Source organism: Sphingobacterium sp. UBA7038, from assembly GCF_002494055.1.
Lineage (GTDB): Bacteria > Bacteroidota > Bacteroidia > Sphingobacteriales > Sphingobacteriaceae > Sphingobacterium > Sphingobacterium multivorum.
Window position 1 is genome coordinate 111,437 of sequence record NZ_DLAV01000012.1, and the last position, 16,763, is coordinate 128,199.

Annotated in this window: 11 protein-coding genes; 4 read left to right on the plus strand and 7 right to left on the minus strand. The window is 40.5% G+C overall.

From position 1 onward, the window contains the following. Positions 1-27 precede the first annotated feature (27 nt). From B3H30_RS06735 to B3H30_RS06765, 7 genes are all read right to left on the minus strand, one after another. Complete coding sequence (locus B3H30_RS06735) at positions 28-798, minus strand: ABC transporter permease (protein ID WP_286833765.1); 771 nt, start codon at positions 796-798, stop codon at positions 28-30. Next, positions 791-1,696 carry an ABC transporter ATP-binding protein gene (locus B3H30_RS06740; protein WP_070567420.1) on the minus strand — a complete coding sequence of 302 codons (906 nt, stop codon included), beginning with the start codon at positions 1,694-1,696 and terminating at the stop codon, positions 791-793. Before B3H30_RS06740 ends, B3H30_RS06735 begins: the two co-directional genes overlap by 8 nt. Positions 1,697-1,701: 5 nt before the next feature. Further along, positions 1,702-2,973, minus strand: coding sequence for an erythromycin esterase family protein (locus B3H30_RS06745; protein ID WP_286833766.1), 1,272 nt, complete (start codon positions 2,971-2,973; stop codon positions 1,702-1,704). A gap of 220 nt (positions 2,974-3,193) precedes the next feature. Further along, positions 3,194-4,810, minus strand: coding sequence for a RagB/SusD family nutrient uptake outer membrane protein (locus B3H30_RS06750; protein ID WP_286776988.1), 1,617 nt, complete (start codon positions 4,808-4,810; stop codon positions 3,194-3,196). A gap of 9 nt (positions 4,811-4,819) precedes the next feature. After that, positions 4,820-7,933, minus strand: a complete 3,114-nt coding sequence (locus B3H30_RS06755; RefSeq protein WP_201639549.1) for a SusC/RagA family TonB-linked outer membrane protein — start codon at positions 7,931-7,933, stop codon at positions 4,820-4,822. A gap of 402 nt (positions 7,934-8,335) precedes the next feature. Continuing rightward, on the minus strand, positions 8,336-10,591 hold the full coding sequence (locus B3H30_RS06760) for a GH92 family glycosyl hydrolase (protein WP_286776989.1): 2,256 nt from the start codon (positions 10,589-10,591) through the stop codon (positions 8,336-8,338). A 98-nt stretch (positions 10,592-10,689) separates the two neighbouring features. After that, positions 10,690-10,860, minus strand: coding sequence for a hypothetical protein (locus B3H30_RS06765; protein WP_158638917.1), 171 nt, complete (start codon positions 10,858-10,860; stop codon positions 10,690-10,692). A gap of 145 nt (positions 10,861-11,005) precedes the next feature. Here B3H30_RS06765 and B3H30_RS06770 point away from each other — a divergent pair, with 145 nt between their 5' ends. The 4 genes from B3H30_RS06770 (at position 11,006) to B3H30_RS06785 (ending at position 16,743) form a co-directional block, all read left to right on the plus strand. Next, the gene (locus tag B3H30_RS06770) at positions 11,006-12,835 is read left to right on the plus strand and encodes a right-handed parallel beta-helix repeat-containing protein (protein ID WP_286776990.1); all 1,830 of its coding nucleotides are present in this window, start codon (positions 11,006-11,008) and stop codon (positions 12,833-12,835) included. A 33-nt stretch (positions 12,836-12,868) separates the two neighbouring features. Continuing rightward, positions 12,869-14,470 (plus strand): sulfatase, encoded by a 1,602-nt coding sequence (locus B3H30_RS06775; RefSeq protein WP_286732449.1) that lies wholly within the window; start codon positions 12,869-12,871, stop codon positions 14,468-14,470. A 582-nt stretch (positions 14,471-15,052) separates the two neighbouring features. Continuing rightward, complete coding sequence (locus B3H30_RS06780; RefSeq protein ID WP_075991593.1) at positions 15,053-15,643, plus strand: RNA polymerase sigma factor; 591 nt, start codon at positions 15,053-15,055, stop codon at positions 15,641-15,643. 83 nt (positions 15,644-15,726) lie between these two features. After that, entirely contained in the window at positions 15,727-16,743 is a 1,017-nt protein-coding gene (locus B3H30_RS06785) for a FecR family protein (RefSeq protein ID WP_286776934.1), read from the plus strand. Positions 16,744-16,763: the final 20 nt, after the last annotated feature.

The window sequence follows — 16,763 nt, forward strand, 5'->3', positions numbered from 1 at the left end:
GATCAGGGGGCATGCACGAACGAAACGTTAAAACTGCCCCTTTCGTTTAAATAGATAAAAGCTGATCAATAGAAATACAATAACCATCACCATGTTGCTATAGTCTAGTCGTGCAAAGGAATCATTCTCGGATAAGATATTCATTACCGCATTATAGGCACCTGTATAAGGGATAAAATCTGAAAAACTCTTCTGTGCGACAAGCACGGAAAAGACCAACATAAACATGCCTACTCCAATTGGGTAGATAAAACTTCTGAACAATAGGCTCAGGGCAAGCTGAATCATAGCGATAGCTGAGAGCGTAATAAAAAGTTTCAAAAACGTATAAAAGATTACGACCCTAAAATCATAATTCTGAAACCCCAGTACGGGGTAAATCAGACTGAGCAGATAACCACTGATCAGAAATGCAGCGTAAGCAAAGAGTATTGAAAACAGTAAGGTCAACAGGATAAAGACGGCTTTGGAAAAGAAAATATTCGATTTACTGATGGGTAGGGTAAAGAGTATTTTATAATTGTTATTCTTATACTCGACATCACAACAGGCATAGACGAATAAAGCAACAAGGATGGGATAGAGCAGGTAAAAAAACTGAAAAACATATCTGCCAAGCAGAAGTTTCCAAGGGTTAGGAACCGCCACTGCCCCTCCTGAATCTATAACATCATAAACAATATAACCGGCAATCGCAAAAATGAGCAGCATAGGTGCGATCAAGACCCCAAAAATTTCCCTGTTACGAAGAAGTTTGTACTTTTCAGACAAAAAAGCAGTATAAAATGTATTAGCCATTTGCACGAGCGATTAGGTTTATAAAAATTTGTTCAAGGTCAGCACCACGGGATTCCAGCCCATAAATAGCAATCTGCTGTTCAACCAATGATTTGATCACAAAATCAAATTGTTGATCATCCCCTATACTGACGACAACATTTTGACCATCGATCTTAACGGTAGAAAAACCTGCATTTTGCAAAATAGAAACTGTTGCAGCAGGATTGGATGTCCGTAAGAACACTTCTCGGTCAACCTGTCCCAGCAGCTCATGCTTAGTTCCTTGGAAAATCATTTTCCCACCTTCTATGATACCAATGTGTGTTGCTATTTTTTCAAGCTCACTCAAAATATGGCTTGAAAGAAAGATCGTCTTACCCTGTTCATTGAGGTGACAAAACAAGTTGCGCATTTCCACAATACCCTGTGGGTCGAGACCATTTAATGGTTCATCCAGAATGAGTAATTGGGGATCATGAAATATCGCCATTGCAATCCCTAACCGCTGTTTCATACCCATAGACAAAGCATTCGTTTTTTTCTTTTTCTCCCGATGAAGATCAACCATTTCCAACACTTCATCAATGCGTTTATTCCCTTTTTTATGAATGATATCCAAATACTTTAAATTTTCAAAAACGGTTAACTTAGTATAATAACAAGGCGATTCGATCAGGTTTCCAACATTCGTATAGATACGTGTTCGATTTGTCCTAAGACTATTTCCCTGAATAAAAATCGCATCTGTCCGGTCCTCCAAAAGACCTAAAAGTAGCTTGATTGTTGTCGATTTTCCGGCTCCATTTCGCCCGAGATAGCCATAAATACCCTTTTCTGGTACCTGCAGACTGATGTTATCCAGGATTGTTTTCGCGCCTATTTTAAAGCTAAGTTGTTTTGTGAGGATACTTTCCATTGGTGTTACCGGTAAATTGGATCTTTATTGATATCGATATAGAAAATGCCGTCGATAAAGTCGTGCCACCTTCTATCTTCATCAATCCCTTGATTGATGACTGAACTAAAATTCTGTTTTAAAATACTATTGTTGGACAACTCCCGAAGATCTAAAAAGAAATAAGGCAATTTAGTGGCATGAAATACATTTTCCACCGCCAACTTACCCACTCTATCGACAACACGGCCAGTTTTATCGTATCGTCCATAGGAAGTAAAGTCCAGGCTATATGCTTGAGCGCCATATTTACGCTTTATATAAGTCCCAAGCGGCCGATAATCTTTATTGTATGGAGCAGAAAAGCTATGGATATTGGCACACCAGACGATAATCTTTTTGCCGGCGTAAAGCGAATCGATCTGATAGGTTAGATTTTCCGCCATCAGTGAATCTCTAAAATGCATGCTCTGCATCGACCCAGTTATAAAGCGCCAAGATTTGTCAAAGTTGTTTTTCATATCAGACAGATACCGACTATAGATCAAATGTTCTGAGTCTTTTACGCCGCTGCGGATCCTACGGTTCAACTCATCCAGTTCTGCCAGAAACTGTTTTTTTTCGTTCGCATTGAGCCGTTTACTGGCAAAAGGTTCATAAGTTAGATACTCCAGCCTGTTGCTATTTTTTTTCAATAAAGGATATTTGGTCGAATCTATGCTATTTTTAAGCAGGAAATCTTCCAATAATTTTACGCGTATATTTGATAAGCCCCTGCCTGAAAATTGGATATCAAATCCGCCGAGGATTATTGGACGCTCCGTTGATTTTGTTTTTTTATAATATGTTAAGAGGGGCTGATTTTCCTGATTTTTCCACCAGAAGTCAAATAGCCCAGTGCTGCCGATCGTTTTTTCCTGCGACTTATCCACTAGGGTGTCCATCTGTGCATTCATCATCCACATATCATACTGCCCTGCCTCATATAAAACAACATCATAATCCAGGTGTTCGTGGAGATAACGGATAATCCTGGCTTTTGCTTTAAAAGTTTCACCGTCATTGTGCATCATTTCGCCCAACATCAAGATTCTATTGTTTTTTAGCATAGCATCAAAAAACCTTAAATCCGAAAAATTACTATCGGTCATTGCGATACTTCTGACGTCTTGTTTATGACGATTTACTTCGGTCAATATTATCGTAGTGTTGGCTACGGGCATATCATCATAAACAAGTTTATTAAACGATAAGATTAGGATAATCGTTACCGCAAGTGCGCATAAAACACTTTTCATCTATCTCAGTTTATATAATTCATAATTGATCTGTCTACTGCGTATCGCGCTAAAGTAGGACATACTTAATATAAGATGATCATTTTTTCTTTTTCCACAAAAAATTACACAAAAAAATTAGAAATATAACATGACAATAAAAAGGCGGTTAAGTGAGTATATCACTTAACCGCCTTGCTTGCTTGCTTGCTTGCTTCGTAAAAAATATAGCGGCAGAAAATTAATACCCTACATTTTGTTTCAACGTTCCTTTACTGTTATCGATTACAGCTTGCGGAATTGGCCACAATTCATTTTTTCCAGCTTTGAACGATCTATTTTCAGAGAAAAAACGATCAGTTAACGAAGTATACGTAACTTTGCCTGTTTTAGGATCGACCGTACCTTTGGACAGCGCACCATTTACAGGACCATTCATTACGTCTTTGGCTATTCCCCAACGAATAATATCAAAGCGACGGCGTCCTTCTCCTGCGAATTCTACACGCAGCTCGCGACGTACCAACTCACGCAGTTTGCTCTGACCACTGTAAACTGCTTTATCTACTTTTGGCATCTTTGCGCGTAGACGAACCAGATCGATATTGTCATATACGCTATTATCAATGATCCCCAATTCAATCTTTGCTTCCGCATTTAACAAAAGCATTTCGGCATAACGCATCACAATAATGTTGGTACCCACGTTCCAAATGTTCGCATAACTGCTCGGATTTTGGATATATTTCTTATAGTTGTAAGCTGTGCTAGATGCATTATCTGGACCAGATGGATAATCTTCCGATTTCGGATTTAATGGATCGAAATATTTACCATTGTACAGTGCTCCTGGATAAACAATTGTTGCACTCAGGCGTGGATCTCTTTTTTCATAGGGATTGGCAGGGTCATAAGATTTCGACTCATCAATAGTCTGTCCATCGGCAGTTTCGTAAGCATCTACCAAGCTCTGTGTTGGTACAATAGACCCCCATCCTCCCATCGAATTAGGCAGCATAATACCGAGTGAAGTGTATCCTTGAACATTTACCAAATATTCGATATTCATCATAACCTCACTGTTGTTTTCATTTGCCTCTTCAAATAGGGTTGCATAATCATCGAATAATTTATAATTAGCCGAAGAGATGATCTCCTGTGTTGTATTGATGACATCCTGATATTTCTTTTCAAAAGCATAACAGCGAGCCAACAAACCAAGGGCGGCACCTTTTGACATCCGCCCGCCTCCCTTAGCAAACGACAAATCTGCTGCAGCTTCTTTCAATTCTTTTTCCACAAATTCCAATACTTCTTTTTGCGTATTTGCAGGCACGAACGAATTTTCTGTGGTCAAAGTTTTCGTAATGATAGGTACTCCCCCAAATAAGGTCGCCATATCAAAATACTTATATGCGCGTATGACGCGTACCTCAGCGGTCAGCCGTTTCTTTTTTTCAGCATTAACCGGCGATTTTTCAATATTTTCAAGGATATAATTAGCACGACGGATATGCTCGTACGTATAGCGTGCCTCTGCGTTTCCAGAGTTTGTCGGTGTTGCCGTCCCATTTCCCAAAGCTTGGAATCCTTCCCAAGGGAAATCACTATTGGAGTTATCCGAAGTACAGTCCATGTAAAAGATCTGTGTACCGTCTTCCCAAGCAGATCCTTCGGCCAGCTTACCGTCGCTTCCCCTTGTACCGCTGTACAAACCTGTTACAGCAAAATCGGTTTCTGCTTCCGTTTTCCAAAAATTATCGGCATTATAGGCATCCAACGGTTCCTGATCGAGTTTTTGACAAGAGAACAATAAGGTGGCTACGCTCAATGCAATCGTTATATTTCTAAGTTTCATGATTTTCAATTAAAAGTTTACGTTAAGACCAAACACATTTGTTTTCACTTGTGGGTAGTAATTACCTCTTGAATCCGCTGGAGCCTCCGGATCAAATCCTTTAGCAAAACCAGTAAAAGTCAAGAGGTTTTGCCCACTATAGTATACCTTGGCCCCTTTAATACCGATTCTATCCGTAAACGTTTTTGGTAAGGTATAACCGAAGGTAATGTTCTTCAAGCGGACATAACTTGCATTCTGTATCCAAAAATCGGAAGGAGTGCCTGAAGGACTATTTTGTGACCAACTGGTCAATGCCCTCGGCATCGATCCATTTGGATTGGTCTCTGCATTGAAACGATCTGCAAAAATGGTTGTCGGTTTATCAGATCCCGAGATCCCGCCAATGGCTTCACCCCAAAGATAGCCCTGTACTTTAGCGGCCCCTTGGAAGAATAGGCTCAGATCAAAGTTTTTATAACTCATATTGGACGTCAGACCAAAGATGAATTTCGGATCAGGCGAACCTAGATATACACGGTCATTTCCATCGATTTTTTTATCGCCATTCTGATCTTTATAGATAATATCACCAGCACCTACAGTTCCATTTACGCCTTGAATGCCACTGTTTTTATATTCTTCATCCGAACGATAGATTCCTGCTGTTTCGTAGCCATAAAACGAACGGATTGGTCGGCCCTGCTCATAGATATAGAAAGTTCCATTGACCTGTGGTTCGTCGCTCGCCCATTTTTTAATCTGGTTGTTGATATAAGAACCGTTTGCGGCAATGCTATATTTGAAATCTCCGATACTATTTTGATAATTTACTTGTAGCTCTACCCCATTATTTTGTACTTTCCCTGCATTTTGGTAAGGTGCTGGAAGACCATATAAGTTCGATACAGGCAGTTTTAACAATACCCCATCAGTTTTACGGTCAAAGTATTCAAATACAAAGCCTAGATTATTTTTGAAGTTCAGGTCCAAACCAATGTTGGTGCTTGTCGTTGACTCCCATTTTAATATTGGGTTTGCCGATTCTACGATGGCTCCACCGGAACTGATCTCACCACCAAAAGAATAGTTATAACCAGGAGAAATGGTAAATAAGCCTGGATAATAAGCGTCTGAAGAAGGATATGAATTGTCTGATGTTGCCGCTAATTGTTGGTTTCCTAGTTTACCCCAACCGCCCCTTAATTTCAATTCTGAGATTACATCAGACAACGAGGATTCTTTAAAGAAATCTTCCTGAGAAATACGCCATCCTGCTGAGAAAGACGGGAATGTACTCCAACGATTGCTTCCCAAGAATCGCGATGTTCCATCACGTCTCACATTGGCTTCCAATAGGTACTTATCCGCAAATGCATAATTGATACGACCGAAGAAAGAGCGTAATATTAGCTTTTTGGCTCCCCCATCGACTTTCATTCCGTCTTTGCTGCCCAAATTCAGTTCTGAAAAATCATTATTTAAGAAACCTTGTGCATAAGCACTGGAGTAATCCGCACGGAATGTTTCATCCATAAAACCACCTAAAACATTGATCTGATGGTCACCAATCTTTTTGTCATAGGTCAACAAGGTTTGAAAAGTCAATCGTTCAGATTGAAAGTTGTAAACAGTCAGATTATTCACCCCTTGCTTAGGTCCCAAATCACCGTTCGGTGCATAGTATTGGATGTCTTTGACGAATTTGGAAGACATATTGTCGATCGGTTGAAAGCCAACAACTTGTTTGATCTTCAATCCATCCATAATCTTAAATTCACCGGAGAAATTGACCTGCGTATGTTTATTGATCATATTGTCCTTTGCCTCCAGATCCATCCAAGCGATTGGGTTACCGTCGCTACCACGACCATACACACCATTGCTATATTTGTATGGAATAAAACTAGGAATACGATTTACCTGTCTAAAGATCTGTGCCATGTCACCTGTATAAGGGTTTACGGGTTCGGTAATACGTTGATAGTTATACGCCAGCCCTAAATCAAATCGAAGCCTGGAAGACACTTTTGCCCCCACATTTGTGCGTAAATTATACCGGTCCGAACTCGCTACTTTAATAACACCTTTCTGCCCTAGATAGCCTCCGGAAGCCATATACTGCACATCTTCTGTTCCTCCTGTAACCTGCAAATTATGCGATTGCTGGAAACCTGACCCTTTATACAACAACCCTAACCAATCTGTATTGGGATGACCGTCCGGATCAGATCCATTTTTGAAAAGTTCTAGATCCTGCTGGGAGAAACGCTGCGTCTTCCCTTCATTTTTAAGAGCCTCGTTTAAGATGACAGCATGGTCATAAGAGTTCATATATTCCGGTAGACGTGTTGGATCCTGAATACCGGCATAGCCTGTATAATTCAATTGCGGCTTGCCACTACCGCCCTTTTTCGTCGTAATCAAGATAACGCCGTTTGCAGCCTTAGATCCATAAATTGCTGCACTAGGTCCATCCTTCAGTACCGAAACACTTTCAATATCGTTGGGGTTGATGTTATTCATCGAGCTTTCTATTCCATCGACAATAACAAGCGGATTTGCATTATTGATAGTACCTAGGCCACGGATTCGGATCGTACCGTTGTCTTTACCGGGCTGTCCTGAATTTTGAGTAATTGTTACACCCGAAAATTTACCCTGGATCGCTGAGGATACATTTGTAACGGGACGGTCCTGTAGATCCTTTGACGTGATCGCCTGTACAGCACCAGTTAGATTTACTTTCTTTTGTTTAGCGAATCCCACAACGACCACTTCCTCCAAAGCCTCATTATTACTTTCCAGCTGAATTGATAGGGTCGTTCCTGTAACTGTCACTTCTTTGGTTTTGTAGCCAACGCTGCTAACAAGCAAAATATCTCCCGCTTTAGCTCGAATTGCAAATGTTCCCTTTGCATCTGTCGATGTCGATACCGATGTCCCTTTGACCGAAACAGTCGCAGCCGCAAGAGGACCATCTTCTGCGGTTACTTTCCCGGTAACTTGGTTCTGAGCGGCCTCTTTTGCTGTATGTTTAAATGCAATCGGCATTTCTTCGGCCCACAAATTTTGCGAAGACGCAACAAGAAGAGCAATAGCAAGCAGGCTTACCTTTTGGTTACTTGTAAATTTTGAAATCATAATTAAATAGTTAGTAAAATTGAGTCTGTCAGTTTAGTATTAGAGTGACTGGTTCAGTACGTTAAATTAGAGGGATATTTTATGGGAACAAAACAATGGTGTCACGAAATCGATTGCGCAAATAACGCAATCGATTGTCTTTTATTTATTGAAATTCACTTTGTCACTTTTTTAGTATAAAAAACAATGCAACCGGCTGCATCCAAGCTGAAACGCTGTTGTTATATTAAAAACAAATACTTATATGTTCCATTAATACTTTATTAATGGACTATTAATTGGGTTAATTGTAAATAGCTAATGGAAAACAACTATCTATAACAAAAGCACTGTTGATCGATGATCAACAGCGCTTTTTACTTTTTTACTTTCTGGCGTGATTATGCTGGTAAGCAAGCTATGTTAGTTTCCCCAATTTCGATTTGCTCTATCCCCCATCACAAATTCCAATGTGCCACCTTTCAGCACGTCGGCATGGGTCAGCTGTGGAACGTTCAGCGGCTGCCCATTTAATTTCGCCGATTGAATGTATTTGTTTTTTGCAGATGCATTCTTGCCGATAATTACAAAAGACTTGCCATTAGGAAGCTGCATGCTCACTTTCTGGAAAAATGGAGAGCCGATGCTGTAGGAAGTCAGACCTGGTGTTACAGGATAGAAGCCCATTTGGGAAAAGACCACAAAAGCTGACATCCCTCCACCGTCTTCATCGCCCGGTACCCCCATAAGATCGTTTCTAAACCACTCACCGATCAGTTTATGTATCCGTTTCTGTGTCATCCAAGGTTGTCCGGCGTAATTGTAGAGATAAGGAATATGCAAAGCCGGCTCGTTCGCCATGGAAAATTGTCCAACATTACCTGTATGATCGGGAAGCTGCGCATAAAAATCAAATTTCGACCGACCCAAAGGTTGCTGAAACATCTCATCAAGGTATTTGACAAACAATTCATTTCCCCCCATCAATTTGATCAGATCCGGAATGTTGTGCTGTACATCCCAACGATATATCCACGCATTGTTTTCACCATAATACTCCCGTGCTCCCTGTCCGCCAGAAAACACATAATCAAAAGGCATGATAAAATTTCCTTTGTCATCTTTGGGATGGAAAAATTTGGTCTGTTCGTTGAAAAGATTTCTATAATTGAAAGATTGCTTCATAAAGAGATCATAGTCAGCCTGGTTACCCAATTCTTGAGCAAGCTGTGCCAAGCACCATAAGTCGTAAGAGGTACCCAAGGTTACAGCGACAGGCTGTCTCCGTTCAAAACCGTTTACTTCTGGTATCGTTTCTTTCTCACCTGGATATAATGCTGGAATATAGCCTTTCTCCTTAAAAAATTCGTCTAATTTCCCCGCGGCTTTTCCCGACCAAGGAGCTAGCGTCTTTTCTGTAATCGCACCTTTTGCTGCCAGATAGGCTTTCTTGATGTCAAAATTACGTACTCCTTTGCGGTAAGCATCCAACAAAGTTGCTACACCATGATTGGAATTCATCCGTCTACTATCACCTGTAATCTCAGGGAAAGTAGGTAACCAAGGCTGCTCCATCTGTTCAGACATCCGGACAAAAGAATTGAGGATCAAGGATTCTGTGCCAGGCTCTAACAGTACCCGCAATGGATGATGTGCCCGGTAGGAGTCCCAGATCCAGTCATCGGTAAAAAAAGGTTTGCCCTCGTCCTGATGGACCTTACCGTCGAACGCACTATAATAACGGCCATCCTCAGAAATATTGACTGGCCTTTCGTAGGTGCGGTATAAGGAGGTATAAAACACATGTTTATTGGACTCATTGTCGCCTTCCACGGCAATTTTACCTAAAGCGTCGTTCCATATTTTACGGCCTTTTTCAGCCAGCTTCTTTTGATCAAAGTCGCTGATTTCACGCTTTAAATTGGCTTTTGCCTGTGCGACATCGATAAATGAAACACCATATTTCATGCGCAAGCTAGTCCCTGCCTGATTGAACTCCAATACCATACACGAATTCTTACCAACAGCTTCTGTTGCATTTTCAAGTTGTTGGCCTTGCAGTCGCTTTACCGCAACAGGCTTGGATTCGGGAATAGCATAAATATACACATGCGTTCCATTACCAATATCCTGTGTACCCGAAAGTCCCTGTCCGTCCCATTGAAGTTTTCCTTCCTGCGAGTTGAACTGAAGATATTTTGTAGAAGTTGTTTGAAACGTAAAGGTATACATCCCCGACTGATGCGACAGCGCATAGTCTACCTGAATATTCTCCTGATCCAACAGCACCGAATAGGCATACGGATGTATTTCCTCCTGATCGTAACTATACAGTTGTACCGGTTTCAAACTGCCTGGCAATTTCACCATGGGACTAAGATTGAATGCCGATTTTCCACGATGGCTGGTAACGATAAGCGGCAGACCGAACAGACGGTCTGACGTATAGTCTCCACGCTCAGGATAAACGCGCAAAAGGCTGTTTGGCAAGTGGACTGTTGGATAGGTTGGCACCAATAAATGGCTGATGTTGCCCATATAAGGATTGACATAGTCAACATAATCTTTCGTCATTTTAGCCTGGGAAAAACCTTTTAGCATATTGACCGAAAGAAGAGAACAACAACATATTGTGCGTAACAATGTATTGGTTTTACGTTTGATATTCTTCGTTAGCATTTTAAACAATTAAGTATTTGATGGTTTAAGGGCGAAACAGTTGTTCCGCCCCCTAAAGTTAATTTTTTTTGGCAACATATTGTCTTCGCGCCCATCGATTATTTGGGACCTGTCAATAAATCAGTCTGCTTTACCTTCTTGATACTGCCGTCCTTGTTGTACTCCAAGCGGTCTACGCAGATGGAATGAAGCCCATCGTTGAATTCGCCATTTTTTTGTGACAATTCACTGTGATGGTAAAAAGCATACCATTTACCTTTGAACTGCAAGATAAATGTTGATTGATGTAGTGCGTAAAAAAAACGCTACGCTTTACGACTTAATTTGGATGTTGAACGATTATCCCTATATTCGACAAGCCAATCCCATAGGGAACTTGTGCGATATAAACCAATTTATCAATAGCAGGACATCATGAACATCCTAAAACCTTATTTACTTATCCTTCTCCTACCATTTATTTATTTTGACAGCCTTGCACAGTCCGCAACGAAGAGTATCGATCTTTCCACCTATGGTGTTGTTCCCAACACGGGCACAAATAGTACGGCATTGGTCAATAAAGCTATTCAATCCATCTTCAGCAAGATTGGCAAGAAACAACCTATTATTTTAAAATTCAAAAAGGGACGTTATGACTTTCATCCAGAAGGGGCGCTAACCCGCGAATACTACATCTCCAATCACGATCAGGACAACCCCAAAACCGTAGGTATGGCATTTGAAAATTGCGACAACATCACAATTGATGGACAAGGATCAGACTTTATCTATCATGGACGCATGTTACCTATCGCATTGATCGAGAATAAAAACCTCACGTTGAAAAATATCCACATCGATTTTGAGCGCCCTCAGATCTGCCAGGTCAAGATTTTACAAAACGATACAATCAACGGTACAATTACTTATCAAACTGCACCTTGGGTAACCTATACGATCAAAGACAGCATATTTTACAATACCGGTGAAGGCTGGCAACTGAGACCGACATCGGGGATTGCCTTTGAAGAAAAGACCAAACGGATAGTCTATAATACAAGCGATATCCGCGTGGGCACAACCAAAGTGAAAGAGCTCTCTCAGGGTATTATTCAAGCGCAGCAATGGAAGAACAGCAAGCTTATACCGGGTACCGTCGTTGCCATGCGCGCGGGATTTCGTCCCAATCCGGGCATATTTGTCCATAAAGGAAAAAATATACGACTTGAAAATATCGCCGTCCATTACGCCGAAGGCATGGGTTTGCTAGCTCAATTAACGGACAACATCACATTGGAAGGTTTCCGAATTGCACTTCGCAGCGATCAGGATCCGCGTTATTTTACAGCTCAGGCCGACGCAACACATTTTTCGGGTTGCAAGGGTGTTATTGTATCGAAGAATGGACTGTATGAAAATATGATGGATGATGCCATCAATATCCATGGTACCTACCTGAAGATCACCAAACGACTAGATGACAAAACATTGATCGGTCGTTATATGCACGATCAATCCTACGGCTTTGACTGGGGCTACCAGGGGGATACCGTTCAATTTATACGATCCAGTACAATGGAACTCTGGGACCAGAAAAATAAGATCCAATCCATTAGCGTTTTACGCGAGAAAAACACAGACCCAATCCGCGAATTCAAGATCACGTTAAGTAAACCGCTGGACCCAGCTATTGACCCAACAAAAATGGATATTGGCATCGAAAACCTCACATGGACGCCACGTGTGCTATTTAGCGGGAATACCATACGCCACAATCGAGCACGAGGTGCTTTATTCAGCACGCCAAAAAAGACCCTGGTAGAAAACAACCGCTTTGATCATACTTCAGGTACAGCTATTCTCCTGTGTGGCGATGCCAATGGTTGGTACGAAACGGGTAGCTGCCACGATATTCAAATCCGGAACAATACTTTTATCAATGCCTTGACCAATATGTTCCAATTTACCAATGCGATTATATCGATCTATCCAGAAATTCCGGATTTAAAAAATCAGCAGAAATACTTCCATAGCCATATCGTCATCGAAGACAACCGCTTTGAAACCTTCGATAAGCCTATTCTTTACGCCAAATCAGTCAATGGATTGGTCTTTCGCAACAATCAAATCAAGACCAATAAGGAATATCCTGCATTTCATTGGAATAAAAAGCCCTTATTTTTTGAACGTGTCGCAAATAGCAGTATTTCAAACAATACGGTAAATGGCAAACAAAGTGATTTACAAACGTTGGATCAATAATAAGTCCCGATATTCAAACTATAAACTGTCCCTATGTTATTTCGCAAAAACAATTCATCGTTCACCCTTGCGGTGTTATTCATGGGTATGTGTGTAGGAGGCCATGCGCAAACTGTCAACCGAACAAAAGTTAAGCAGAAGCACCAATCGGTATCCACAACAGAACGCCCCAATATTGTCGTGTTTTTTGTGGATGACCTCGGTTGGCAGGACATGTCCGAACCATTTTACAAGGTCAAAACGCCGATCAACGAAAAGTTTCATACCCCCTATCTGGAAACATTGGCCAAAGAAGCCATTAAATTTACCAATGCGTATGCAACACCGGTGTGCACACCTTCCCGAGTGAGCTTTCTGACCGGCTTAAATGCTGCTCATCATCGTGTCACCAATTGGACCCATCCTAAAGCTGACACCCCGACCGATAGCAAAGATGAATTGTTGAATCCACCGGATTGGAATATCAACGGACTAAGTCCTGTGCCCAATATACCACATACGATATATGCTACTCCATTTCCAAGCATCCTTAAGGCCAATGGTTACTACACCATTCATGTGGGCAAAGCACATTGGGGATCTGCCGGAACACCTGGTGCCAGCCCTTTAAATTTGGGTTTTATGGTCAATATTGCAGGACACTCCGCTGGGCACCCACAAAACTACTATGGCGAGCAGAATTACGGTAACCTTCCTGGTAAAGCAGGTTATCAGGCAGTTCCCGATCTTATGGAATACCATGGCACATCCACATTTCTAACGGAAGCCTTAACGCGGGAGGCGCTGAAGGCACTGGAAGAGCCTATACGCCGTAAGGAGCCTTTTTTCCTTAATTTTTCCAACTATGCGGTGCATGTCCCGATCCAACCCGATCCACGTTTTGTACAAAAATACCTCGACCGCGGCTTAGATTCCACTGAAGCAGCTTATGCTTCACTGGTCGAAGGTTATGACAAAAGTATGGGTGATATCGTTCAATTTCTTAAAGACAAAAACCTATACGATAACACCGTCATTATTTTCCTTAGCGACAATGGCGGACTAAGCCTAAGCCCTATGCGCACCGGACCAAGCCATACACAGAACCTACCATTAAAAGCTGGGAAAGGGTCGGTTTACGAAGGTGGAATCCGGATTCCTCTGTTGATCAAACAGGCCAAGCAGCACCCTGCAAGCACAGATGCTACCCCTGTTATGGTCGAAGATCTCTTTCCAACGATTCTCAGTTTAGCCAAAATAGATCACTATCAGCTCGTACAGGAAAAACCAGATGGAAAAAATCTTTTGCCCTTAATGGAAGGCAATAGGTCCGACAATTGGAACAGCCGGCCATTGGTATGGAATATCCCCAACAAGTGGACAGTGCCAGATGGCCCTGGAATCAACTTTTTCTCGGCAATAAGACAAGGAGATTATAAGTTGCTTTACGATATGAAAAATGGGAAGCTTGAACTTTACAACCTGCAGCAAGATATCGGTGAACTCAACAACCTTGCCCCAAAAATGAAAGGAAAAACCAGCGAGCTCAGCAAATTACTTTCTGATCAGCTCCGGACTTGGAAGGCTCAATTGCCGACCTACAAAGCTACGGGACAGCAGATCCCCTATCCTGATCAAATTAAGCCGATGGATTAAGGGGCCTGCTTGGATGACTTATACAGCGAAGCCCCGATACAACGAAGCCCCGAAAGTACATATCGTGGCTTCGCTGGTTTATCCTCTCCTTCGAAGATACGATTTAGCAAAATCTGTTGCTATCCTGACAACTATCCTTTTTTTTCTTTTTTTGCAGATTCAATCAGTTCACGCATTTCTAATTTAATGAACATTAGGGGTCTTTTATTAATTTAAAATATTATTAAACCTTGACAATAAAAACCGAATTTTTTATGGCTCTGCAAGCATAAAACAAGATAAATTTCAGTACTCATCCAAAAACAAATGTACTTTTGACTATTTATTCGAAAAATTAAAAGTGAATTCTATTTTAATTTTATTCAACCTAATTTTGAGTTAATTACGGCTCAAAAACCAATTTCTTATGAATATAAGCCCAAATGATGATGTCAAATGTTTAATGAATTTCAAAAGATTAAACACAAAAAATAAAAAATACGTACAGATCTTGACCTTATTTAATAAAATCTGTAATATTGAAAAAAAGTTACATTCCTCAACCCTACCAATCTAAGGAATTCAACTTCACACTATCATATCATGAAAAACGATAAAGATCCAGCTCATAATGATGCAAGCTTGTTAGCTAGGCTCCGAGAAGGCGATTTAGAGGCTTTCAATATTTTGTATGATAAATATTGGTCTTTACTTTTAGATGAATCTTACAAAAGACTCGAAGATTTAGCTTCCTGTGAAGAGATTGTCCAGGATGTATTTATTGAACTTTGGGAACACTGTCCCAGTAGAGAGATTCACAACCTGAAATCCTACCTCATTGCATGCATGAAATACAAAGTCTTTGAAACCTATAAGAAAAACAAACGCAGAAATATCCTTATCGAAGAAAATCATCACCTTTATCGAAGTTATGAAATTCTGGAAGGAGATCAGTATGCCGAAAAGGATTTAAAATCTTTAATTGAACAATGGGTAGCCCATCTCCCACAAAAAAGAAAAGAAATCTTTAAAATGAGATACTTAGATGGACTTACCACAAAAGAAATTAGTGATTTGACAGAAACTTCCCAAAATACAGTTCAAAATCACCTCGGAGTATCAATTCAAAAATTAAAAAAACTTGTTATCCAACATTTTTTGACGCTACTCATAATTTTATACAACTGTAAATAAGTAAATTACAAATAAACACCAATTTAGACTAGTACATTTTTTCCTTTTAGGGGCACTATTTAAGTGAACATTGTACTAATCATATGCAATATCCTAACCAAGAGCTCGAAAAGCTAATTGACAAATACTTAAAAGGCGAAGCCAATTCGGAAGAAATGGACGTCGTGGAACGTTTTTTCGATTCATTTTCATCCCGACCGAATTTAATCAAAACACTACCCGATCATGTACAGAAAGCACTCAAAGCACGCATTCATGGCAGAATTATAAAGAAACTGACTCGGAGGAATCAGAAAACATTCAATTTCCCTAGAATTGCAGCAGCTGCAGCTATCCTCTGTATCGCTTTTACAGCTCTTTATCTTTACAAAATTGCGCAACCAAACAATCGAGAAATTACGCTAACAAACGGACAACAGCAGCGAATTGTTCTAGAAGATGGTACAAAAGTTACACTTAATGCTTCCAGCAAAATAATCTATCCCGCCTCATTCAAAGATTCCAGCACACGTGAAGTTACTTTGATTGGGGAAGCATTTTTCGATGTCTCCAAAAATCCATCCAAGCCCTTCCTTATTCATACACCAAGAATGGAAATTAGCGTACTGGGAACCGCTTTCAATGTGCGCGATTATGCCGAAGAAAATAATGCCCAAACAGCTTTGGTACGTGGCAAAGTATCCATCTGGAAAAAAGGAACTGACAATCAGAAATTTATATTAAAGCCCAAAGAAAAGTTTGTGATCAGAAAGGTATATGGAGTTGAAAAGGAATTCCCATCTACAACTACTAAAACCGCATCGGCTCCTATGGCAATAGCTATTCAGCCATTTTCCATCTCTGAAAAAGACGGATCCGCGTTAGAAACCGAATGGTTATTAAATCGGATTACCATTCAAGATGATAGATTACTGGATATCGCCTTAAAACTAGAACGCATGTATGGCGTGGAAATTAAAATTACAAACAAAGCAGTTGCTAACCAACGCTATTCAGCAACATTCGAAAACGAACAACTAGAAAATATCCTAAAAGCATTACAAACTGTCAATTACTTTCAAATTAAAAAAACGGGGAAAAATCAAATACAACTACTCTAAAAACAATCAACCTATATAAC